A 22657-nucleotide genomic window follows, 5' to 3' on the forward strand; every position below is an offset into this window, starting at 1 on the left:
TGTCTCCCGGCGACTCCTGGTTTGACCGGATGGCGTAGCCGCGCGTACCGTAACCAGGTCGAGTTGTCGATGGCTGCTGCCGCCTGCCTCCGATGGGCACAGGTCACTGGGGTGATCGGTAAGCGGTGCACTCGGGCGTAACTGCGAGCTACTCGTGGGCGCACGGTGACAGCCAGGACGGCACCCCGCAACTACCGATTTCTTCTGGAGCCCCCGAGTGAGCAAGCGCACCTTCCAGCCGAACAACCGTCGTCGCGCGAAGACCCACGGCTTCCGGCTGCGTATGCGCACCCGTGCCGGCCGCGCGATTCTCGCGTCCCGCCGTAGCAAGGGTCGCGCCCGCCTGTCCGCCTGATCCCGATCAGGTCATGACGTCGTGCTGCCCACCGAGAACCGGCTGAGGCGGCGCGAGGACTTCGCGACCGCGGTGCGACGGGGTCGTAGGGCCGGCCGCCCTACCCTCGTCGTCCACCTTCGTAGCGGTGCCACGGACCCGCACGCGCCTGGGGAGAGCGCTCCCCCGTCGCGTGCGGGTTTCGTCGTGAGCAAGGCCGTGGGTGGCGCCGTGGTCCGCAACAAGGTCAAGCGCAGGCTTCGCCACCTGATGCGCGAGCGAGTCGCCCAGCTGCCCCCCGGTAGCCTGGTAGTCGTACGAGCGCTGCCCGGATCGGGCGACGCCGACCATGCACAGCTGGCCCGAGACCTGGACGCCGCTCTTCAGCGGCTGCTGGGAGGGGGCGCGCGATGAAGTACCCGCTGCTGGCTCTGATCAAGCTCTACCAGTGGACGATCAGTCCGCTGCTCGGGCCGGTCTGCAAGTACTACCCGTCGTGCTCCCACTACGGCTACACGGCCATCGACCGGCACGGTGCCATCAAGGGAACGGCACTCACGGCCTGGCGCATCCTGCGGTGCAATCCGTGGTCGCTGGGCGGTGTGGACCATGTCCCGCCGCGTAAGCGCCCGCGGTGGCACGAAATGCTGCGTACCGCGTGGCGTGCACGCAAGGGCGGGCCCTCCGCCGCCGACCCGGCCATCGAGGGACAGACTTCTCCCACAAGTCCGTCGAGTCCTTCGAGCCCGGCCGCAGAGACACCGTCCCATGCCCAAGGAGCATGATTAGTGGACACGATTGCCAGCCTCTTCAGCTTCATCACCACACCCGTCTCCTGGGTCATCGTCCAGTTCCACACGGTGTACGGCGCCCTCTTCGGCCCCGACACCGGGTGGGCCTGGGGCCTGTCGATCGTGTCCCTGGTGATCCTGATCCGTATCTGCCTGATCCCGCTCTTCGTGAAGCAGATCAAGGCGACCCGGGCGATGCAGACGCTCCAGCCCGAGATGAAGAAGATCCAGGAGCGCTACAAGAACGACAAGCAGCGTCAGTCCGAAGAGATGATGAAGCTGTACAAGGACACGGGCACCAACCCGCTGTCCTCGTGCCTTCCCATCCTGGCGCAGTCCCCGTTCTTCTTCGCCCTGTACCACGTGCTCAACAGCATCGCGTCGAACGACACCATCGGCGTGATCAACACCAGCCTTCTGCAGAGTGCCCAGAAGGCGCACATCGTCGGCGCGCCCCTGGCGGTGAAGTTCACCGACAGCTCGTCGAAGGTGGAGGCGCTCGGTGCCTCCCTCACCGACGTGCGCGTGGTCACCGCCGTCATGATCGTCCTGATGTCGGCGTCGCAGTTCTTCACCCAGCGCCAGCTGATGACGAAGAACGTCGACACCACGGTGAAGACGCCGTTCATGCAGCAGCAGAAGATGCTGATGTACGTCTTCCCGATCATGTTCGCCGTCTTCGGCATCAACTTCCCCGTGGGTGTCCTCGTCTACTGGCTGACCACCAACGTGTGGACCATGGGCCAGCAGATGTACGTGATCCACAACAACCCCACCCCGGGTTCCAAGGCCCAGGCCTCGTACCTGGAGCGCCTGCACAAGCACGTCACGCAGCACAACAAGGTCAGCCGGCGCCGCGACCGGGCCATCGTGAAGGCGATCGTCGCCAAGGGCCGCGACCGCAACGAGTTCGAGCGGAAGTTCATCAACGGCCTGAGCAAGGCCGGACTCGCCGCCCAGGCCGACGGCACGGTGATCAAGAGCGAGACCGCGGCCGCCGCCCAGGCCGAGGACGGTACGCCGACCGCCACCGGCACGCCGAAGCGTCAGCAGCCCAAGCGGCAGTCCAAGGCCCAGCGCCAGTCCGCCACCCCCAAGGCGGCCGGTGAGCACGAGCCGAAGACATCGCTGACCAAGTCCGACGAACCCGAGGACGCCAAGCCCGCAGCCGCCGCCAAGAAGGGCGGCGCGAAGCCCGGCAGCGGTACCCGCAGCAAGGCCCAGTCCGGACAGCGCAAGGGTCCGCAGCGGCCCAAGTCCCCGTCCAAGAAGTAAGAAGGAGTCCATCCCGTGACGGAAGGCACCACCTCCGCCGCTGCCGAGGGTGCAGACACCCTGACCCGCCTGGAGCAGGAGGGCGAGATCGCGGCGGACTACCTGGAGGGTCTGCTCGACATCGCCGACCTCGACGGCGACATCGACATGGACGTCGAGGCCGACCGTGCCTCTGTCTCGATCATCAGCGACACGGGCAGCCGTGACCTGCAGAAGCTGGTCGGCCGTGACGGCGAGGTGCTGGAGGCGCTCCAGGAGCTCACCCGTCTGGCCGTGCACCGCGAGACCGGTGACCGCAGCCGTCTGATGCTCGACATCGCGGGATACCGCGCCCGGAAGCGTTCCGAGCTGTCCGAGCTGGGCGCCAAGGCCGCCGCCGAGGCCAAGAGCAGCGGTGAGGCCGTGAAGCTGAAGCCCATGACCCCGTTCGAGCGCAAGGTCGTGCACGACGCGGTCAAGGCCGCGGGCCTGCGCAGCGAGTCCGAGGGCGAGGAACCGCAGCGTTTCGTCGTCGTGCTTCCCGCCTGACCGGCCCGTACGTTCCCCGGCCCCGTCTGTTGCGCAGACGGGGCCGAACTTTGTCAGCCTGATAGTTCTGGTGGTTCTGGTGTCGGCGCCGGGTGCGCCGACGCGGTACGGAAGGACGGTCCCCCGTGACGGAGGCAGCGGAGCTTCCCCCCGCGCCCGAGCAGGCGCGCGAGGTGTTCGGTGAGCGCTTCGCGGATGCGGTGCGGTACGCCGAGCTGCTCGCAGAGGCGGGCGTGCAGCGCGGTCTCATCGGCCCGCGTGAGGTGCCCCGCCTGTGGGAGCGGCACCTGCTGAACTGCGCGGTGCTCTCGGAGGTCGTGCCGCAGGGCGTGACGGTGTGTGATGTCGGCTCGGGTGCCGGCCTGCCCGGCATTCCGCTGGCGCTGGTCCGGGAGGACCTGAAGATCACGCTGCTGGAGCCGCTGCTGCGGCGCACCAACTTCCTCACCGAGGTCGTGGAGCTGCTCGGCCTCGACCATGTGACCGTGGTCCGCGGCCGGGCCGAGGAGGTCATGGGGAAGATCCAGCCCGTCCACGTCGTGACCGCGCGAGCCGTCGCGCCGCTCGACCGTCTCGCGACCTGGGGCATCCCGCTGCTGCGGCCGTACGGAGAGATGCTCGCGCTCAAGGGTGACGCGGCCGAGGAGGAGCTGAAGAGCGCGTCGGCGGCTCTCAGCAAGCTGGGGGCCGTGGAGACCTCCATCCTGCATGTGGGCGAGGGCGTGGTGGACCCGATGTCCACGGTCGTGCGGGTGGAGGTCGGGGAGAGCCCGGGCGGTGTGCGCTTCGCTGCGAAGCGGGCCAAGGCGGCTCGTACGAGTCGCACACGTCGGCGACGCTGATCCGTCCTGCGGACGAGACTTACTCCACACAAGCTGCCAAACCTATGCATGCCGGAGTGTCGCGGCAATCCGGCCACGGCTGCTGTGCATCGTGTTTCACGTGAAACGTCGCTCACTGCTGCACGGCATCATCAGTCGTGGCCGCGCTGCGGCCGAACCCCGCGACCGTAAGCCTCTCGGTTCACTCGATGAGGGACCTGAGTTGTCCACAGAGGTGGATTTCTCCACAGAACGCCAGGCCTCACTGGTTCACGACCCCGAAGACATGGGAGGCTCTGTTCATCGCGAGCCTGAAGTCGAGGAGAGTGAATCCTTGCGGTCCGACGCCAACATCGCGGGACCGATGACCGATCCGGTCCCCGGTCCCCGTACCGAGTCGATGGGGGCGGATGTTTCACGTGAAACACCGCCTCCGATGGACGACACTCCCATCGGTCGTGCTGCCCAACTGGCGGTAGAGGCTCTAGGCCGCGCCGGCGAGGGCCTGCCACGGCCCGAGCAGACCCGAATCATGGTGGTCGCCAATCAGAAGGGTGGCGTGGGGAAGACGACGACGACCGTCAACCTCGCCGCGTCACTGGCGCTGCACGGCAGCCGGGTTCTGGTGGTCGACCTCGATCCGCAGGGCAATGCGTCCACCGCGCTGGGCATCGACCATCACGCCGAAGTCCCGTCCATCTACGACGTATTGGTGGAGAGCAAGCCGCTCTCCGAGGTCGTCCAGCCGGTCCCCGATGTCGAGGGCCTCTTCTGCGCCCCCGCCACGATCGATCTCGCCGGTGCGGAGATCGAGCTGGTGTCCCTGGTGGCACGGGAGAGCAGGCTGCAGCGCGCCATCCAGGCGTACGAGCAGCCGCTGGACTACATCCTCATCGACTGCCCGCCCTCACTCGGTCTCCTGACGGTCAACGCGCTGGTGGCGGGCCAGGAGGTCCTGATCCCGATCCAGTGCGAGTACTACGCGCTGGAGGGGCTGGGACAGCTGCTGCGCAACGTCGACTTGGTGCGCGGGCACCTCAACCCCGGGCTGCACGTGTCGACCATCCTGCTCACCATGTACGACGGCCGGACGCGGCTCGCGTCCCAGGTCGCGGAAGAGGTCCGCACCCACTTCGGCGACGAGGTGCTGCGCACGAGCATCCCCCGATCCGTCCGTATCTCGGAGGCGCCGAGCTATGGGCAGACGGTACTGACTTACGATCCTGGTTCGAGTGGTGCCCTCTCCTATCTTGAGGCGGCACGAGAGATCGCGCTGAAGGGCGTGGGCGTCAGCTACGACGCGACGCACGCCCACATCGGCGTACAGCAGAACGACCCGAGCATGGTGGAGGGCATCCAGTGAGCGAGCGACGGAGGGGGCTGGGCCGTGGTCTCGGCGCACTGATCCCTGCTGCACCGACGGAGAAGTCGGTGGCCCAGGCGGCGGCGGGGAACGCTGCTACATCCCCCGCGGCTGTGCCCGTGCTGCCGAACGACCGTGGGGTCGCCGCAGCGAAGGTGACGACTCTGCCAGCTGTTTCACGTGAAACAGAGGAGCCGGCGCAGCCCAGTGCTCCCGCCGCGCCTGCGGCGCCCATCGGTGCGCACTTCGCCGAGATCCCCCTCGACTCCATCAAGCCGAACCCGCGGCAGCCGCGTGAGGTCTTCGACGAGGACGCGCTCGCCGAACTCATCACCTCCATCAAGGAAGTGGGGCTCCTCCAGCCGGTCGTCGTACGGCAGGTGGGTTCCGGCCGCTACGAACTCATCATGGGCGAGCGCCGCTGGCGTGCCTGCCGTGAGGCGGGGCTGGAGGCGATCCCGGCGATCGTGCGGGCCACGGAGGACGAGAAGCTCCTCCTGGACGCTCTCCTGGAGAACCTGCACCGCGCGCAGCTGAACCCCCTGGAAGAGGCAGCCGCCTACGACCAGTTGCTCAGGGACTTCAACTGCACGCACGACCAGCTGGCGGACCGCATCGGCCGTTCCCGCCCGCAGGTCTCCAACACACTGCGTCTGCTGAAGCTCTCGCCGGCCGTGCAGCGCCGGGTCGCCGCCGGAGTGCTCTCCGCCGGTCATGCGCGGGCGCTGCTGTCCGTGGAGGACTCGGAGGAGCAGGACAGGCTGGCCCACCGCATTGTGGCCGAGGGGCTCTCGGTGCGGGCGGTGGAGGAGATCGTGACCCTGATGGGGTCGCGGCCGCAGAAGGCTCAGCGGCCCAAGGGCCCTCGGGCCGGTGCCCGGGTCTCTCCGGCGCTGTCCGAACTCGCCACCCGGCTCTCGGACCGGTTCGAGACGCGGGTGAAGGTCGACCTGGGGCAGAAGAAGGGAAAGATCACCGTCGAGTTCGCCTCCATGGAGGACCTTGAGCGGATCCTCGGATCCCTCGCGCCGGGCGAGGGCCCGGTCCTGCAGAAGAGCCTCCTGGAGGGCGACTCGGAGGAGAGCGAGTCCTGAGCCTCCGGCTGGAGCCTCGACTGTGCATCCGACAGGGCGGGCCGTGTCCGGTGTGTACCGGAACGTGGCCCGCTCTTTCCTTTCTGGCGGTATCGATGGAATCGCATCGTGGATACGATGCGTTCGGGTAGGGCGCGACCACCCGGAGCACCTCTGAGACGGAGGCAGGGGCCATGCGAACGATGAGCCGCACCGGACTGGTGAGTGCCGGTCTGGGGCTGGGAGCCGTCGGTGGATTCATCGGCAGTCTCCTCAGGGAACGGAGCGCTCTGACAGCCGCCCGCGATGCGGCGGGCGAAGGAAGCGAGGAACAGCCTTCATGGGGCGTCGGCTCGTACCGCTCACGCTGGACAACCTTCAGGACCTTCCCAAGCGCTGTCGTACGTGTGTCTTCTGGGAGCTCGACCCCGTCAGCGGTGAGGCCGCGGTAAAGGCGGGCACGCCGGCGCTGGAGAAGGAGGCCTGGATCTCGGCGGTCCTGTTGGACTGGGGGTCCTGCGGTCGGGTGGTCTATGTCGACGAGGTGCCGGTGGGCTTCGTGCTGTACGCCCCTCCCGCCTATGTGCCCCGCTCCACGGCGTTTCCCACGAGTCCCGTCTCCCCTGACGCGGTCCAGCTGATGACCGCGTTCATCGTGCCGGGCTACCAGGGGCAGGGGCTGGGCCGCGTGATGGTCCAGACGGTCGCGAAGGATCTGCTGCGGCGGGGCTTCAAAGCGATCGAGGCGTTCGGAGACGCGCGCTGGAAGGAACCGGCCTGTGTGCTGCCCGCCGACCATCTCCTGGCGGTGGGCTTCAAGACGGTCCGACAGCACCCGACCCATCCCCGGCTGAGACTGGAACTGAGATCGACGCTTTCCTGGAAGGAGGACGTCGAGATGGCGCTGGACCGGCTCCTGGGAGCCGTGCAGAAGGAGCCGGCGCTCCGACCGCTGTAGCAGGACGCAGTCAAACGAATGGGCCAACCCTTCCGGGGTTGGCCCATTCGTGTTTCACGTGAAACATGCACCGCCGGTGCGACGGCTCAGCCGCCTTACTCGGCGATGAACTCCTCGAGGTCGCGAACGATCGCGGCCTTCGGCTTCGCGCCCACGATGGTCTTGGCGACCTCGCCGCCCTGGTAGACGTTCAGGGTCGGGATGGACATGACGCCGTACTTGGCGGCCGTACCCGGGTTCTCGTCGATGTTCAGCTTGACGACCTCGATCTTGTCGCCGTACTCGGAGGCGATCGCCTCGAGGGACGGCGCGATCTGGCGGCAGGGACCGCACCAGGCGGCCCAGAAGTCCACGAGGACGGGCTTGTCGCTCTTGAGGACGTCCTGCTCGAAGGAGTCGTCGGTCACATTCTTCAGGGTGCCGGCCACGGCGGGCTCCTTAACTGGTTGGTGCGTGGGGCGGGTAGGGAGAGGTCAGACAGCGGTCTTCTCGGGCTCGGGCTGCTCCTCGTCCGCGAGGGCGGCGAGGTAGCGCTCGGCGTCGAGAGCGGCGGAGCAGCCGGTCCCGGCCGCGGTGATCGCCTGACGGTAGGTGTGGTCCACCACGTCGCCGGCACCGAAGACACCGGTCAGGTTGGTACGCGTCGAGGGCGCGTCCACCTTCAGGTAGCCCTCTTCGTCCAGGTCGAGCTGACCCTTGAAGAGCTCGGTGCGGGGGTCGTGGCCGATGGCGATGAACAGACCGGTCACCGCCAGGTCCGAAAGCTCGCCGGTCTTGATGTTGCGCAGCTTCAGGCCCGAGAGCTTCGGGTCGCCCTGGATCTCGGCGACCTCGCTGTCCCACACGAACGAGATCTTCGGGTCGGCGAAGGCACGCTCCTGCATGGCCTTCGAGGCGCGCAGGGTGTCGCGGCGGTGGACGACGGTCACGGACTTCGCGAACCGCGAAAGGAAGGTGGCCTCCTCCATCGCGGTGTCGCCGCCACCGATGACGGCGATGTCCTGGTCCTTGAAGAAGAACCCGTCACACGTGGCGCACCAGGACACGCCCCGGCCGGACAGCGCGTCCTCGTTCGGCAGACCGAGCTTGCGGTGCTGCGAGCCGGTGGCGACGATGACGGCCTTGGCCCGGTGGACGGTGCCGGCCGTGTCCGTGACGGTCTTGATCTCACCGGTCAGGTCGACGGCCACCACGTCGTCCGGGACGAGCTCGGCTCCGAAGCGCTCCGACTGGGCGCGCATGTTGTCCATGAGCTCGGGGCCCATGATGCCGTCCTGGAAGCCGGGGAAGTTCTCCACCTCGGTGGTGTTCATGAGCGCGCCACCGGCGGTGACGGCGCCCTCGAACACCAATGGCTTCAGCGACGCGCGCGCGGTGTAGAGCGCCGCCGTGTAGCCGGCGGGCCCGGAGCCGATGATGATCACGTTACGGACGTCGCTCACGGCTTGTTTCCTCGTCTCTGCTCTGCGTCGTTCGACCGGTGGGAGCTTCTCTCGGAACTCTCACCCCACCCAACGGATCCTAAGGGGCGCGCATTCCCACTGTGTCCGGGCACACGGAGATGCGGATCCGTGCCGGAGGCCACACAGGGAGAAGACGAAGCGGAGAGGACGCCGGAAAGGAAGCCCTCACTCAGGTGGACGGGTAGGAGCGCTCCAGGAGGACCTTGCCGCGGGTGGTGGACGCCTGGGGATCCACACAGGTCGCGTCGACGATGTAGGCCGTGACCCGGTTGGCGTCATCGGCATCGCGGAGCAGCACGAGCATGGCCTTCTTCCCCTGATACCTGCCGTTCTCGACGGCGAGGGCGGCGTCGTCCCGCTGGATGCCGTCGCGGACGCAGCCGGGCACCACGACCTCCGTGGCAGCCTTGGGGCGGTTGGTGCCGGGAGCCGTCGCGGCGCCCAGGGGGGTACGGGACCCGCCGCCCTCGGTCTTGCTCTCGGCCAGAAGATCGGTGACCTGCTTCTGCAGCTTCCCCTCGGAGAAGGTGTCCGCAGGGGTGGTCTGCGGGCCGCCCGCCCTGTCGTGGGGCGGCTTGTTGTCGCCGAGCGACGACAGCAGGACGGAGCCCAGTCCCAGGGCGGCGACTGTGAACACGGTCCCCAGTACGGCGATCCTGCGGCGACCGTTCCGCGTACGGTCCTTGCGGCCCGGGCCGGTGGTGGAAGAGCGCGGACGACCGGCGGGCCGGTCAGCGGGGCGATCGGCGGGCGTCGATGTTTCACGTGAAACATGGGCACCGCTGTCGTCCTCGGACGCCTGACGTGAAGCGCTCACCGGGACACCGCTCTCCGCGGAATCCGGCTCCGTGGCGTTCAGCAGGGCCTCGGCGGCGAGAGCGGCATCGATACGGCCCGCGACATCGGCGGGCATGCGCGGCGGGCCCGGCAGCGTGCCGAGCAGCCCGCGGATCTCCTCCAGGGAGGCGTAGACGTCCGCGCAGAGCTCGCATTCGTCCAGGTGTCGGCGTACGTCGCTGGTCCGGGACGGTGGGAGGAGGCCCTCGGAGAGGTCGGAGATCTCCGCGACGTCCGGGTGCCCGGCCATGTCTGTTGTCGACGTCACGCTCGTCCACCTCCGCCCTTCACTGCAGCTGGGTCGCTCGGTCCTGTCTCGGGTGGTTCCGCTCGCTGTGGTCCCGCTGCGGGTGGGACGGTCGGCCCCTGCGTCCGGTTCCGTTCCCCGCCCGGCTTCTTCTCCCCGCCGGTGCCATCCGGCCGGAGATGAGTGAGCAGCGGCAGGAGTCTGGCTCTGCCGCGTGCGCACCGGCTCTTCACCGTGCCGGTCGGCACATCGAGGATGCGGGCCGCCTCCGCGACCGGATAGCCCTGCATGTCCACCAGGACGAGCGCCGCGCGCTGGTCCGCCGGCAGGGTGCCCAGGGCTTCGATGAGCTGCCGGTGGAGATCGTTGCGCTCGGCGGGGGCCGAGGCCGATTCGTGCGGTTCCAGCAGCTGCTCCAGGCGCTCGGTGTCGTCGACCGGAGACGTCTTGCGGGAGGCCACCTTGCGGGCGCGGTCCAGGCAGGCGTTCACCGTGATCCGGTGCAGCCAGGTTGTGACGGCCGACTGGCCCCGGAAGGTGTGGGCGGCCCGGTAGGCGGAGACGAGGGCGTCCTGCACCGCGTCAGCGGCCTCCTCGCGGTCCCCGAGCGTCCGCAGGGCGACGGCCCAGAGCCGGTCGCGGTGCCGCCGCACGATCTCACCGAAGGCGTCGGGGTCGCCCTCGACATGCCGGGCGAGGAGGTCCTGATCACTTGCACCGCTGTGCTCGGCGCGGTCCGCCATCGAACCCCCTTCCCTGTCGGAGCTCAGCCCGTGAACTTCACTTCGGTGATGGCCTGCTTGTAGCCCGGCCTGCTGTAGTTGGCGGGGTCGTCACCGGAGTACGGCAGCGCCGTCAGCCAGACCAGGACGTACCGGCTCTTCACCGGTTTGCCGACGGTCACCTTCGCGGAGGTGCTGCTCGTCGTCGCCGTGCCGAGCTTCTTCATGGAGCTCAGGGGGGTGGACGAACCGAGGGAGTCGGTCGCGTACAGCTCGACCGTGGTGTGGTTGCCGCCGTACCGCAGGGAGAGGTTCGCGGCCGACACTTCCTTCTCGGAGCCGAGGTCGTAGACGATGCCGACGCCCGGCTTTATCACCATCTTGGGGCCGTCCAGGTAGCTGCTGGTGCGCCAGCCCGTGGACGTGTTGCCGTCGTAGGTCTTGGCCACGTCGGCGGGGTGCTGGGCGTCGCCCTTGGCGACGTACTCCTCGGCGTCCTTGATGGCGAGGGGCTTCGGGGCCTCGGACTTGTTGTTCTTGTCGTTGTCCTCGGTGTTCTGCGTCTTGTCGGGGTCGTCCGTCTTCCCGCCCTGGTCCATGAGCGCGTCGGCCAGCTGCCAGCTGCCGAGGCCCAGCGCGGCGATCAGCAGAGCGGACACGGCCCACTTCAGGGCCTTGCCGGTACGGCTCTGCAGCGGGGGCGGCGGGGCCGGGACCGGCTGGGTGGCGCCGGGGCGCGCCGACTGGCGGCCGTACGTGCCCTGCTGGTACGTCGTGCGCTGGTACTCGGGCGGGGCGGTGAACGCCGGCTCCGGCGGGCGGATGCGGGGCATCTCGCCGATCGCCTTCACCAGCTCCTCCGGAGTGGTGCACGGCGACTCGTGGCGGGAGGCGGTGGCTCCGTCGTTGACGAGCGCGCGCATGGAGAGCTCGGACAGACCGCGGTGCACACCGGCGCGCACCTGGTCGGGCGCGATGAGGCCGATGTCCTTCGGCAGGCCCGACAGCCCGTAGGCGTCGCTCTCGTACGGCCAGCGCTGGGTGAGCGCTGCGTACAGCAGGGCGCCGATGGCCTCCGTGTCGGTGCGCTGCGGGGTGTCGGACGAGATGCCGCGCAGGGCGGCGTTCACGGCGAGGCCGCGGATGCGCCACTGGCCGGTCGAGGTGCGCAGGACGGCGTTGGGGTTCAGCCGCAGATGGGCGAGGCCCTCACGGTGGGCGGCGGCCATGGCGGCGGAGATCTGGCTGACCATCTGGTAGGCGTCGTACGGCTCCAGGGGCCCGGAGGCGAGGAGCGTGGTCAGTTCCGTCGCGTCGGGAAGCCACTCGTGGACGACGTAGACGAGGTCGTTCTCCTCCACGGCGTCCAGGACCTGGACGAAGCGGGGGTCGCCCAGGAGAGCGGAGGAGCGGGCGGCGGCCAGCACGGAGCGGGCCCGCGCATGGTCCGCGGGCAGGATGTGCACGCCGACGGCGCGGCGGAGCTTCTCGTCCACGGCCCGCCAGCTGCTGAAACCGTCCAGACGGGTGACGCACTCCTCGAGGCGGTAGCGTCTGGCGAGTTTGTGACCACTGTGCAGTTCGGGCGGCGAGGTCTTTCCGGAACCGTCGGTCCGGGTGCTCTCCTGTACCTCGTCGCTGTCCGTGTCCCGCTCCCGGTTCTTGGCCACACCGTCGGCCGTGGACTGGTCCGCCTGTGCGGTCAGCGACGTCTCGTCGCTGTTGTCTGCCACGTCGACGGCAGCCGTACTCCGTTCCGCCACCGTCGTTCCTGCCTCCCCATCCATTGCGCGCCGGCCGGTATCCGATGCGCGCCGTCCGACGCCGAAACCAATTGTGCCCACAGTCCGCCGCTATGCACGACACGCGGTGGCTGACGATGGTTGTGCGCCTACCCCCCGTCTCAGCGTCCCAGGCGACCGCGGACCATGCCGACCAGCGAGTTGAGTTCCTCGATGCGCATGCGGCGGGCGGCGACGAAGAAGATCCCGAGGAGAACGGCACCGCCGGCGAAGACCCCGGCGAGCGAGCCCGCGACGCCCTGGCCGAGCGTATGTCCGATGCCGTAGACGGCCGCGCCGCTGAGCAGGGCGGCCGGGACCGACGCGATGCACAGCCGGGCGTAAGTCCGCAGGACCCGGGCGCCGTCGAGGTCCCCGCCCAGCCGCTTGCGCAGCCGCCGCCAGGCGACACCGACGCCGATCGCGTAGGCCAGTCCGTACGAGGCCGCCATACCGACCACGGCCCAGCGGGACGGGATGACGAAGTAGCAGACCGCCGAGGCGCCGGCGTTGACCGCGGCGACGATGACCGTGTTGTAGAAGGGCGTTCGGGTGTCCTCGTAGGCGTAGAAGGCGCGCAGCACCACGTACTGCACGGAGTACGGGATCAGGCCGAGACCGAACGCCATCAGCATGTAGCCCATGTTGGTGGCCTCGCTGATGCCGGAGGAGCCGAACATCAGCGTGCACATGGGGATGCCGAGCGAGAGGAAACCGAACGCGATCGGCACGATCGCGACCGCGGTGGTGCGCAGGCCCTGGGAGATGTCGTCGCGGACGGCGCCGCCGTCGCCCTCGGCCGCCGAGCGCGCCAGACGCGGGAGCAGGGCCGCCATGAGGGAGACCGTGATGATGGCCTGCGGCAGGCCCCAGATCAGCTGTGCGTTGGAGTAGGCGGAGATGCCGGTGCCGTCGACGGGCGAGGCCTTGCCCGCCGCGGTGGACAACCAGATGACGACCATGGCGCCCGCTTGGTTGGCGAGGACGAACAGGACCGTCCACTTGGCGAGCGTGACGGCCTTGCCGAGCCCCTGGCCCTTCCAGTCGAAGCGCAGCCGCAGCCGGAAGCCGGTCTCGCGCAGGTAGGGGATCATCGCCAGCGCCTGGACCACGAGGCCGAGAAGCACACCGACGCCGAGGAGACGCTGGCCCTCCGGCGGGATGGTGGTGACCTTCATCCCGGAGTCGGCGGCGGTTCCGTAGACGTAGATGAACATGCCGAGCGTCGCGATGATGACGATGTTGTTCAGCACCGGGGTCCACATCATCGCGCCGAACTTCCCGCGGGCGTTGAGGATCTGGCCCATCACCACGTGGACGCCCATGAAGAAGATCGTGGGCAGGAAGTACTGGGTGAAGGTGATGGCCACCTGGTTCGCCGCGGGGTCGCTGGCGATCGAAGGGGACATGACGCGGATCAGGAGCGGTGCGCCGAAGATCCCCAGCGCGGTGAGTGCGCCGAGCGTCACCATGACAAGCGTCAGCAGCCGGTTGGCGTACGCCTCGCCGCCGTCCTCGTCGTCCTTCATGGCGCGCACCAACTGGGGCACGAAGACGGAGTTGAGTCCGCCGCCGACCGTGAGGATGTAGATCATCGTCGGCAGCTGGTAGGCGACCTGGAAGGTGTCACCGAGGAAACCGACGCCGATGGCCGACACGATCAGCGCGGAGCGGATGAAGCCGGTGAGCCGGGAGACCAGCGTGCCCGCCGCCATCACCGCGCTGGACTTCAGCAGGCCCGCGGCGCGGCCGGCCTTCTTGGGAGCGGGTGAGGCGGCCGGCTCCTGGGCGGACGTCTCGTCCACGGGGGGCGGCGTCGCCGCGGCCTGGTCGGGCGTCGCGTACTGGCCCTGTGCCATCGGGGCCGGGGAGGGTCCGGGGACCGCCGGCGACTCGTACGAGGGGTGACCGCTGCCCTGCTGCTGGTCCCTGAAGAGGTGCGCGAAAGCGTCCGGTTCCTGGCGCGGCTCGCCCGCCTGGGAGACGAGGTCGTCCACACCCACGAACTGGGTGGTGCGGGGGTCGTCGCCGTACGGCAGGTGCCGGGTCGGGCCCTCCGGCTCCGGCGCGGGGGTCTGGGCCCACACCCGCGGGTCGGGGGCGTACGGCGACTGCGGTGGCTGGGCGTACAACTGATGCGGCGGGTACGTGCCCGGAGGGGGCGGCGGGTGCGCCGCGCGGTCGTAGAGCGCCTCGGCGACCGGGTCCTGGGCGGCGAGGTCCTGCGCCCGGTAGGGGTCCTGGGCGTAGGCGTCCTGGAGGTACATGTCCGCGGGCGGCTGCGGCGGCACCTGGCCGTGCTGGGGCGGCGCGCCCTCGGGCCCGCCCGACTCGGGGTAGCCCGAGTCGCCCACGGCACGGCCGTGGTCACCGTCGTACGGCGCGTTCATGGTTACCCCACCTCATCGTCCCGGGCCCACCGGCCACGACATATCAACGGTCCACTCTCTCACCCGTGCCGGACGGGTCGGCGTTTTCCGCTGCGGTGTCCGGGGCCGGGTCACTCGGCTGCTCGGGGGCGTCTGCCCGGGAGCCGGTCTCGGACTCCTCCTCGAGACGGTCGCCGGGGGCCTCCGGGTTCTGCCTGGCGCCGACGGGGTCCTGCGGGCTGCCGGCGCCGTCGTCCGTCCCGGCGGTGTCGTCCTCGGCGGCCTCGCGTGCGGCCGCGCGCTTGCGCTGGGTGTACATCCGGAAGCCCGCGAGGACCAGGAGCAGGACGCCGCCGCCGATGACCAGCATGACGGTGGGCGTGACCTCGGTGACCTTCACATCGAAGGTGACGGCGTCACCGTACGGCCGCCCGTCCTCCGTGTACAACTGCGCGGTGACCTTCGCCCGGCCGTTGGCGTTGGCGGACGTGGTGAACTTCACCGACTGACTGTGGCCGCCGTTGACGGTGACGCGCTGTTCCTCGTAGGCGTCACCGCCGATCTTGAGGCGGGTCGGGTTCTGCGACGTGAGCCGCAGCTCCAGGTGCTCGACGCCCTGGACGAGGTTGTTCTGGACGGTCACCGGGATCGTGGCGCTGCGGCCGGAGAGCTTGGTCTCCGACTTCTCGATCAGCTTGACGCTGTCGATGAGCCCGTCGAGGTACGACTCGATGCCGTCGCGGTACGCCAGCGCCGCGGCGTCCTTGCCGCGCCACGACGTGGACATCTCGCGGTTCATGGCCCGCCCGAAGGGGGTCACGACCCGGGACTGGCGGGTCAGGATCACCTTGAACTTGTCGAGCTTGCCCTGCGTGGTCGCGATCTGCTGGAACGCGACCTGCCCGAGCTCCTGGGCGCGCAACGAACGGGGATACGCGGAGGCCGGCGGCACCTTCGTGTTGGCGGAGGGGTCCGGCTTGGCCTTGGCGGCGGCGGAGAGGTCCTGCGACTCCGACCAGTTTCCGCCTTCGAGGGCCGCCAGGGCCTCGGCCATGGCCTGGGCCTGGCTGACGGACGGCATGCGCTGCGGGGCGACGACGACGCTGCGCTGCTTGCCGGTCTGCAGGCCGAGCGTGAGGCTCTGGGCGAGGAAACGCTGCACGGCGAGCGTGGAGGCGGAGGCCTTCGTCAGGTTGCCCTGGAACGCCGTGGACATCCTGGAGTCCGCGACGACCGCCGTGGTGCCGCCGCCGATGGGCCGGGCCGCGGAGGGCGTGTACGACAGGTTGTCCTGGAGGCTGTCGCTGCGGGCGATCACCTTGTCGGCGCCCGCGGAGGTGGCCACCTTCACGATCGACGGGTCGACGGCGCCGTCGACGGGCCATGCGAAGTCCGTGGACGGTTTCACGTGGAGGATCGTGTCGACCGTGTCGTCGACGACGTCGGTGGCCTCCTTGAGGTGGCTCAGGGAGCCGGTGACCTTCGTGCCGTCGTGGGCGAGGGAGGCCAGGTCCGGGTCGCCGAACGGCAGGGCGACGACGTCCTTGCCCGCGACCGCCTGCTGGAGCTCGGCGAGCCAGCTCTTGGCGATCTCCTGGCTCCTGCCGGGGGTGGTGGTGCCGTCCGCGCCGCGGATCTGGTAGCTCTTCGTCATCGCGTCGACGGAGGCCAGCAGGTCCGGATCGACCACCCACGTGACGTCGAGGCCCTTGCCCAGCGACACCATCTGTTCGAGGCGGCCGCCCGGCGCGATCTCCTCGGCGAGTTCGTCGTCGCGGAAGACCGGCGTCTGCTGCTCGTTCGACCCCGTCTCGGCGGCCATGTGGGCGCTGGAGACGAGCGGCCACAGGAACGTGGTCTTCGTCTTCGTGCCGGCCTCCTCCGGCTGCCACGGCAGGAACGTGCGCTGAATGCCGAGAACCTGGTCCCAGGGCTGTGCCGCGGTCTCCCCGGAGAGCGCGACGGCCAGCTGGTAGACGCCGTCCTGGCCGAGGTCCAGCTCGTCGACCGGCACGGAGATGGTGAAGGGCTCCGCCACGCCGGGGGTGAGCTTGGGGAACTTCTCGGCGTACTTGCCGCCGATCTCCTCGCCGGCGGGGCCCTGGACGTCGTCGCTCTTCTTGGCGAGGGTGTCGATGGCCGAGCGGGTGTCGAGCGAGGGCCCCACCCGCAGGTCGACGTGGGCGTCGGTGACGGCCTGCCTGCCGTTGTTGGTCACCGTGCCCGACACGGTCACCGTGTCCCCCTCGGTGGGGGCGCTGGGACTGAGCGAGTCGACCGCGACGGACACCGAGCCCGCGCCGGAGGCAGCCTGCGGGGACTCCGGGCCGGCCGCGGCCGCGGGGGTGGCGGCGGGCAACTGGAGGAGTCCGGCCAGCAGGGGCGCACCGGCGAGCAGTGCTCCGGTGCGCCGCAGCCACCGGCGGGCAGGTGAGGCACTGGTCCCCTGGAAGTCTGCCGCCTCGGCCACGCGCTCGCCCGTCCCTCGTCGTCGTCAGTGGTCGTCGGAATGTGCGTCCACGCATGGTAACGATGCGCGCTGAGGGGAAGTGCCGCGGTCCGCTCGACAAGATCGCGAGCCGATGGCGAGCTGTCCGGTATGCGGCCTATGGCGGTGAGTGCTTCTTTCCCTCTCATGGGCAGGCCTTGTGCACGTATTGAGGGACGTGTCCGCACCGGTAATGGGGGAGCTCGCGGTCGCCCGGGCCACGTACCCTCTTCTGTTGTGCCGAACGCCAACGAAGAAAAGTCCAGTGCCCTGAGCCAGGTGCAGCACCGCGCGGTGAGTGAACTGCTGCGGGTCGCTCCTGTCGCCGACGACCTCGCCCGCCGCTTCCAGGAGGCCGGGTTCTCACTTGCCCTGGTCGGCGGCTCGGTCCGGGACGCGCTGCTGGGCCGGCTCGGCAATGACCTGGACTTCACGACCGACGCCCGCCCCCAGGACGTGCTCAAGATCGTCCGCCCGTGGGCGGACGCCGTCTGGGAGGTCGGGATCGCCTTCGGCACGGTCGGCGCCCACAAGGGCGGCTACCAGATCGAGGTGACCACCTACCGGTCGGAGGCGTACGACCGCACCTCGCGCAAGCCCGAGGTGTCCTACGGCGACTCCATCGAGGAGGACCTCGTCCGCCGTGACTTCACGGTGAACGCGATGGCCGTCGCGCTGCCGGAGAAGAAGTTCGTCGACCCGCACGGCGGGCTCGAGGACCTCGCCTCGCGTGTGCTGCGCACGCCGGGCACGCCGGAAGAGTCCTTCTCGGACGACCCGCTCCGGATGATGCGGGCCGCGCGTTTCGCGGCTCAGCTCGACTTCGAGGTCGCCCCCGAGGTCGTCACGGCGATGAAGGAGATGGCCGGGCGGATCGAGATCGTCTCGGCCGAGCGGGTGCGGGACGAGCTGAACAAGCTGATCTTGTCCCGCCACCCGCGCAAGGGTCTGTCGCTGCTCGTGGAGACCGGCCTCGCCGACCACGTGCTGCCCGAGCTGCCGGCCCTGCGCCTGGAGCGTGACGAGCACCACCGGCACAAGGACGTCTACGACCACACGCTGATCGTCCTGGAGCAGGCGATGGAGCTAGAGGACGACGGCCCCGACCTGACGCTGCGGCTGGCCGCCCTGCTGCACGACATCGGCAAGCCGCGTACGCGACGCTTCGAGAAGGACGGCCGCGTCTCGTTCCACCACCACGAGGTGGTCGGGGCGAAGATGACCAAGAAGCGCATGACGGCGTTGAAGTACTCCAACGAGCTGGTGAAGGACGTCTCACGGCTGGTTGAACTCCACCTTCGCTTCCACGGCTACGGCACCGGCGAGTGGACGGACTCGGCGGTCCGCCGTTACGTCCGTGACGCCGGCCCGCTTCTCGACCGCCTGCACAAGCTGACCCGCTCGGACTGCACCACGCGCAACAAGCGCAAGGCGGCGGCCCTGTCGCGGGCGTACGACGGCCTGGAGGAGCGGATCGCCAAACTCCAGGAGCAGGAGGAGCTGGATTCCATCCGCCCGGACCTCGACGGCAACCAGATCATGGAGATCCTGGGCGTCGGTCCCGGCCCGGTCATCGGCCGCGCCTACAAGCACATGCTGGAGCTGCGGCTGGAGCACGGGCCGATGGAGCATGACGCAGCGGTGGCGGCTCTCAAGGAGTGGTGGGCCGGCCAGGAGGGCTGAGGCTGTGAAACGGGGGTCATGTTTCACGTGAAACATGACCCCCGTGGAGACAGCACAGGGGCGGTGTTTCACGTGAAACACCGCCCCTGTCTGCGTCTGCCCTACTTCTTGTGGTCCTTCAGGCAGAGCAGGAAGTCCTTGCCGTCACCGCTCTGGGTGTACACGTACTGGAAGTCCTTCGCCTCGGTCTCGCACTTGCTGGACGCCATGGCGTCGGTGAGGAACTTGCCCTCGACCTTGGCGAGCACCTCGTACTGGGCCTTCGCGTCACCGCAGTCGACGACCTCGAGGTCCGGGTTGTCGTCGTTGGTGCTGCCGCGGTGCATGCAGTCACCGACCGCTGCCGTGTTGGCGTCGTCGCGGCTGGCTATGTAACCGCCGATGGCCACGCTCGCCACGGCGATGACGATCACGATGTTCTTGATGGTCTTGAAGCTGAGCTTGCGGCCGGACGGCTGCGGCGGGACCGGGGCGTAGGGAGCCGCGCCCTGGGGCGGGAAGCCGGGCTGGCCGGGCTGCTGGGGGTAGCCGCCCTGCGGCGGGTACGGGGCCTGGGGCTGACCCGCGGGCTGGCCCTGTGCGAACGGGTTGCCCTGGGGCGGCGGAGTAGTCACTTGGGGGTCCCCCTAGAACATGGAAGAGTGGCGCGAACATGTCGCGAGATAAGACCCACGTAAGGTAGCGGTCCCCACTGACAACGCAGTAGTCAGATGTGGCTCTGTGTCATTGATGTGACACTTACTGGCGGCCAAATCGGCCCATACTCACTGCTACTGTCGCGTAGATAACGGCGATCGTGATCACCAGGGGCACGGAACGGCCGTCCGGCGGCAGCATCAGCGCGGCAACGGCGGCTGCTCCGACGAAGAAGACGTTGAAGAGGACGTCGTAAACCGAGAAGATCCGGCCACGGAAGCCGTCGTCGACGGACGACTGGACGATGGTGTCCGTGGCGATCTTCGCCCCCTGGGTCGTCAGGCCCAGGACGAAGGCCGCGGCCAGCAGCGGGGCGGTGGCGAACGGCAGGCCGAGAGCCGGCTCCAGCAGTGCGGCGGCGCCCGCGCACACCACGATCCAGCGTCCGGGGCCCAGCCGCCCCGCGGTCCAGGGCGTCACCACGGCGGCGGCGAAGAAGCCCGCGCCCGAGACGCCCAACGCCAGGCCGAGCAGCGCGAGTCCCTCGTCCGTGGACGAGGTGAGCGCGTACCGGCAGAGCATCAGGAGCATGACCAGCAGGGCGCCGTAGCAGAACCGCATCAGCGACATCGCCGCGAGCGCCCAGGCGGCCTCCCGGCGCGGCGGCGCGGCCAGGTGACGGACCCCCGCCACCAAGTCGCGGACGGTGCCCGTGATCGCCGTCCCGATGCGCACGCGGGCCACGCTCCGGTCGGGGCCGAGGAGTTCCCGCGCCATGCTGAGCGAGGCCAGGGCCGCGCCCAGGTACAGCCCGGCCGCCAGGAGCACCACGGCGGCGTCGGAGTCCGCCACCGCCAGGCGGACGACGAAGGCGAGGCCGCCGCCCGCGGTCGCCGCCAGCGTTCCGGCGGTCGGGGAGAGGGAGTTGGCGAGGACCAGGCGCTCGGCGTCGACCACACGCGGCAGGGCGGCGGACAGGCCCGAGAGGACGAAGCGGTTGACGGCGGTGACGCACAGGGCGGAGACGTAGAAGAGCCAGTCGGGCACCGGACTGAGCATCAGCACGGCCGTCGCCGAGGCGAGCACGGCGCGCAACAGGCTGCCGTACAGCAGGACCTGCCGGCGTCGCCAGCGGTCCAGCAGGACACCGGCGAAGGGACCGACGAGCGAGTACGGGAGCAGCAGCACCGCCATCGCCGAGGCGACCGCGGCCGCCGAGGTCTGTTTCTCCGGGGAGAAGACGACGTACGCGGCGAGCGCGACCTGGTAGACGCCGTCGGCACCCTGGGAGAGCAGGCGCACGGCGAGCAGGCGCCGGAAGCCCTGGAAGCGCAAGAGGACGCGCAGGTCACGGACGACGGCCATGGGGCACAGCCTCACATACGGGGAGGGTCCCCGGGTCTCACGACCCGGGGACCCTCACAGCCCTGGCAGGAGCGATCAGTTGCGGCGCGTCAGCGCTCGACCTCACCCTTGATGAACTTCTCGACGTTCTCGCGGGCCTCGTCGTCGAAGTACTGCACGGGCGGGGACTTCATGAAGTAGCTCGACGCGGAGAGCACGGGGCCGCCGATGCCGCGGTCCTTGGCGATCTTCGCGGCGCGCAGGGCGTCGATGATGACGCCGGCGGAGTTCGGGGAGTCCCAGACCTCGAGCTTGTACTCCAGGTTCAGCGGGACGTCACCGAAGGCGCGGCCCTCCAGGCGGACGTAGGCCCACTTGCGGTCGTCCAGCCAGGCGACGTAGTCGGACGGGCCGATGTGGACGTTGCCCTCGCCCAGTTCGCGGTCGCGGATCTGGGAGGTGACGGCCTGCGTCTTGGAGATCTTCTTCGACTCGAGGCGGTCGCGCTCGAGCATGTTCTTGAAGTCCATGTTGCCGCCGACGTTCAACTGCATCGTGCGGTCCAGGACGACGCCCCGGTCCTCGAACAGCTTCGCCATGACGCGGTGCGTGATGGTGGCGCCGACCTGCGACTTGATGTCGTCGCCGACGATCGGGACGCCCGCCTCGGTGAACTTGTCCGCCCACTCCTTGGTGCCGGCGATGAAGACCGGAAGGGCGTTGACGAAGGCGACCTTGGCGTCGATGGCGCACTGGGCGTAGAACTTCGCCGCGTCCTCGGAACCGACGGGCAGGTAGCAGACGAGGACGTCGACCTGCTGGTCCTTGAGGACCTGGACGACGTCGACGGGCTCCTCGGCGGACTCCTCGATGGTCTCGCGGTAGTACTTGCCGAGGCCGTCGAGGGTGTGGCCGCGCTGGACCGTCACGCCGGTGCGGGGTACGTCGCAGATCTTGATGGTGTTGTTCTCGGAGGCGCCGATGGCGTCCGCGAGGTCGAGACCGACCTTCTTGGCGTCCACGTCGAACGCGGCGACGAACTCGACGTCGCGGACGTGGTAGTCGCCGAACTGGACGTGCATCAGGCCCGGCACCTTGGACGCCGGGTCGGCGTCCTTGTAGTACTCGACTCCCTGCACCAGCGATGCGGCGCAGTTGCCCACGCCGACGATGGCTACGCGAACCGAACCCATTCCGGTTGCTCCCTGTGTGTACGAGTGAGGCCCTGGGCGGGCTCTCACGTGGCGGTGTCGTCGGGCGTATCCGGACGGGGGTCGTCCCCCGGCCGGGGCAGGCCGCCCGACGCTCCAGATGTGGTGTCACGCGAGTCGGGCTCCCCCGAAGCGGGACCCTTGAGGTCCCGCCCCGCCCGCTCGCTCTCGATGAGCTCGTTCAGCCAGCGCACCTCGCGCTCCACGGACTCCATCCCGTGGCGCTGGAGCTCAAGCGTGTAGTCGTCGAGGCGCTCCCGGGTCCGGGCCAGGGAGGCGCGCATCTTCTCCAGGCGCTCCTCCAGCCGGCTGCGGCGGCCCTCCAGCACCCGCATGCGTACGTCGCGTGAGGTTTGCCCGAAGAAAGCGAAACGGGCGGCGAAGTGCTCGTCCTCGTACGCGTCGGGCCCGGTCTGCGAGAGCAGCTGCTCGAAGTGCTCCTTACCTTCCGCCGTCAACCGGTAGACGATCTTGGCGCGGCGGCCGGTGAGGGGGACGGCCTCGGCGTCGCTCCCCTGTTCCTCGATCAACCAGCCGTTGGCGACCAGCGTCTTGAGGCAGGGGTAGAGCGTCCCGTAGCTGAACGCACGGAAGACGCCCAGCGATGTGTTGAGTCGTTTGCGCAGCTCATAGCCGTGCATCGGAGATTCGCGGAGCAGGCCGAGTACGGCGAACTCGAGGATCCCGGAACGCCGGCTCATCGTCGCCTCCTCTCTGCCGCGGTGCGCATGTA

At 69.2% G+C, this 22657-nt stretch carries 21 protein-coding genes; 10 read left to right on the forward strand and 11 right to left on the reverse strand.

The features are described from left to right. The first annotated feature begins 217 nt into the window (after nucleotides 1-217). The 9 genes from rpmH to ABZ386_RS29725 all read left to right on the forward strand — a co-directional run bounded on the left by rpmH (nucleotide 218) and on the right by ABZ386_RS29725 (nucleotide 7143). Nucleotides 218-355, forward strand: coding sequence for a 50S ribosomal protein L34 (gene rpmH / locus ABZ386_RS29685; protein ID WP_003956500.1), 138 nt, complete (start codon nucleotides 218-220; stop codon nucleotides 353-355). Nucleotides 356-376: 21 nt separating this feature from the next. Next, the gene (rnpA, locus tag ABZ386_RS29690; protein ID WP_351340479.1) at nucleotides 377-748 is read left to right on the forward strand and encodes a ribonuclease P protein component; all 372 of its coding nucleotides are present in this window, start codon (nucleotides 377-379) and stop codon (nucleotides 746-748) included. Beyond that, nucleotides 745-1119 carry a membrane protein insertion efficiency factor YidD gene (yidD, locus tag ABZ386_RS29695; protein WP_351340482.1) on the forward strand — a complete coding sequence of 125 codons (375 nt, stop codon included), beginning with the start codon at nucleotides 745-747 and terminating at the stop codon, nucleotides 1117-1119. Before rnpA ends, yidD begins: the two co-directional genes overlap by 4 nt. 3 nt (nucleotides 1120-1122) lie before the next feature. Further along, a complete protein-coding gene (gene yidC / locus ABZ386_RS29700; protein ID WP_351340485.1) occupies nucleotides 1123-2400 on the forward strand; it encodes a membrane protein insertase YidC in 1278 nt (425 codons plus the stop codon). Between the two features lie 15 nt (nucleotides 2401-2415). Continuing rightward, nucleotides 2416-2928, forward strand: a complete 513-nt coding sequence (locus ABZ386_RS29705; protein ID WP_010032717.1) for a R3H domain-containing nucleic acid-binding protein — start codon at nucleotides 2416-2418, stop codon at nucleotides 2926-2928. A 125-nt stretch (nucleotides 2929-3053) separates the two neighbouring features. After that, nucleotides 3054-3770 carry a 16S rRNA (guanine(527)-N(7))-methyltransferase RsmG gene (rsmG, locus tag ABZ386_RS29710; protein WP_351340489.1) on the forward strand — a complete coding sequence of 239 codons (717 nt, stop codon included), beginning with the start codon at nucleotides 3054-3056 and terminating at the stop codon, nucleotides 3768-3770. Nucleotides 3771-4035: 265 nt separating this feature from the next. Next, nucleotides 4036-5112, forward strand: coding sequence for a ParA family protein (locus tag ABZ386_RS29715; RefSeq protein ID WP_114257502.1), 1077 nt, complete (start codon nucleotides 4036-4038; stop codon nucleotides 5110-5112). After that, a complete protein-coding gene (locus ABZ386_RS29720) occupies nucleotides 5109-6206 on the forward strand; it encodes a ParB/RepB/Spo0J family partition protein (RefSeq protein ID WP_351340492.1) in 1098 nt (365 codons plus the stop codon). Before ABZ386_RS29715 ends, ABZ386_RS29720 begins: the two co-directional genes overlap by 4 nt. A gap of 319 nt (nucleotides 6207-6525) precedes the next feature. Further along, nucleotides 6526-7143, forward strand: coding sequence for a GNAT family N-acetyltransferase (locus ABZ386_RS29725; RefSeq protein WP_351340495.1), 618 nt, complete (start codon nucleotides 6526-6528; stop codon nucleotides 7141-7143). Between the two features lie 95 nt (nucleotides 7144-7238). Here the strand turns inward: ABZ386_RS29725 and trxA are convergent, their stop codons facing one another. The 7 genes from trxA to ABZ386_RS29760 form a co-directional block, all read right to left on the reverse strand. After that, nucleotides 7239-7571, reverse strand: a complete 333-nt coding sequence (trxA, locus tag ABZ386_RS29730) for a thioredoxin (RefSeq protein ID WP_010032728.1) — start codon at nucleotides 7569-7571, stop codon at nucleotides 7239-7241. 45 nt (nucleotides 7572-7616) lie between these two features. Continuing rightward, complete coding sequence (gene trxB, locus ABZ386_RS29735) at nucleotides 7617-8585, reverse strand: thioredoxin-disulfide reductase (RefSeq protein ID WP_114254121.1); 969 nt, start codon at nucleotides 8583-8585, stop codon at nucleotides 7617-7619. A 190-nt stretch (nucleotides 8586-8775) separates the two neighbouring features. Beyond that, the gene (locus tag ABZ386_RS29740; RefSeq protein WP_358966646.1) at nucleotides 8776-9711 is read right to left on the reverse strand and encodes a hypothetical protein; all 936 of its coding nucleotides are present in this window, start codon (nucleotides 9709-9711) and stop codon (nucleotides 8776-8778) included. After that, the gene (gene sigM, locus ABZ386_RS29745; RefSeq protein ID WP_356671226.1) at nucleotides 9708-10433 is read right to left on the reverse strand and encodes an RNA polymerase sigma factor SigM; all 726 of its coding nucleotides are present in this window, start codon (nucleotides 10431-10433) and stop codon (nucleotides 9708-9710) included. The genes ABZ386_RS29740 and sigM overlap by 4 nt, the downstream gene beginning before the upstream one ends. Nucleotides 10434-10456: 23 nt before the next feature. After that, nucleotides 10457-12175, reverse strand: a complete 1719-nt coding sequence (locus ABZ386_RS29750; protein WP_356506183.1) for a protein kinase family protein — start codon at nucleotides 12173-12175, stop codon at nucleotides 10457-10459. 140 nt (nucleotides 12176-12315) lie between these two features. Further along, nucleotides 12316-14583, reverse strand: a complete 2268-nt coding sequence (murJ, locus tag ABZ386_RS29755) for a murein biosynthesis integral membrane protein MurJ (RefSeq protein ID WP_358966650.1) — start codon at nucleotides 14581-14583, stop codon at nucleotides 12316-12318. Nucleotides 14584-14626: 43 nt separating this feature from the next. Beyond that, nucleotides 14627-17032: a DUF6049 family protein gene (locus ABZ386_RS29760; protein ID WP_356616045.1), complete on the reverse strand. Its 2406-nt coding sequence runs from the start codon at nucleotides 17030-17032 to the stop codon at nucleotides 14627-14629. A 255-nt stretch (nucleotides 17033-17287) separates the two neighbouring features. On the opposite strand from ABZ386_RS29760, the gene ABZ386_RS29765 reads away from it, so the two are divergent. Continuing rightward, nucleotides 17288-18733 carry a CCA tRNA nucleotidyltransferase gene (locus ABZ386_RS29765; protein ID WP_114254115.1) on the forward strand — a complete coding sequence of 482 codons (1446 nt, stop codon included), beginning with the start codon at nucleotides 17288-17290 and terminating at the stop codon, nucleotides 18731-18733. 101 nt (nucleotides 18734-18834) lie between these two features. Here ABZ386_RS29765 and ABZ386_RS29770 read toward each other — a convergent pair whose 3' ends face one another. The 4 genes from ABZ386_RS29770 to ABZ386_RS29785 form a co-directional block, all read right to left on the reverse strand. Further along, nucleotides 18835-19347 (reverse strand): hypothetical protein, encoded by a 513-nt coding sequence (locus tag ABZ386_RS29770; protein ID WP_351340515.1) that lies wholly within the window; start codon nucleotides 19345-19347, stop codon nucleotides 18835-18837. A gap of 124 nt (nucleotides 19348-19471) precedes the next feature. Next, nucleotides 19472-20734: an MFS transporter gene (locus tag ABZ386_RS29775; protein WP_351340518.1), complete on the reverse strand. Its 1263-nt coding sequence runs from the start codon at nucleotides 20732-20734 to the stop codon at nucleotides 19472-19474. 89 nt (nucleotides 20735-20823) lie between these two features. Further along, nucleotides 20824-21906, reverse strand: a complete 1083-nt coding sequence (locus tag ABZ386_RS29780) for an inositol-3-phosphate synthase (protein WP_351340520.1) — start codon at nucleotides 21904-21906, stop codon at nucleotides 20824-20826. 44 nt (nucleotides 21907-21950) lie between these two features. Continuing rightward, nucleotides 21951-22625: a PadR family transcriptional regulator gene (locus tag ABZ386_RS29785; protein WP_351340522.1), complete on the reverse strand. Its 675-nt coding sequence runs from the start codon at nucleotides 22623-22625 to the stop codon at nucleotides 21951-21953. Between the last annotated feature and the right edge of the window lie 32 nt (nucleotides 22626-22657).

It is taken from the genome of Streptomyces sp. NPDC006140 (genome assembly GCF_040628815.1).
Classification (GTDB): Bacteria; Actinomycetota; Actinomycetes; order Streptomycetales; family Streptomycetaceae; genus Streptomyces.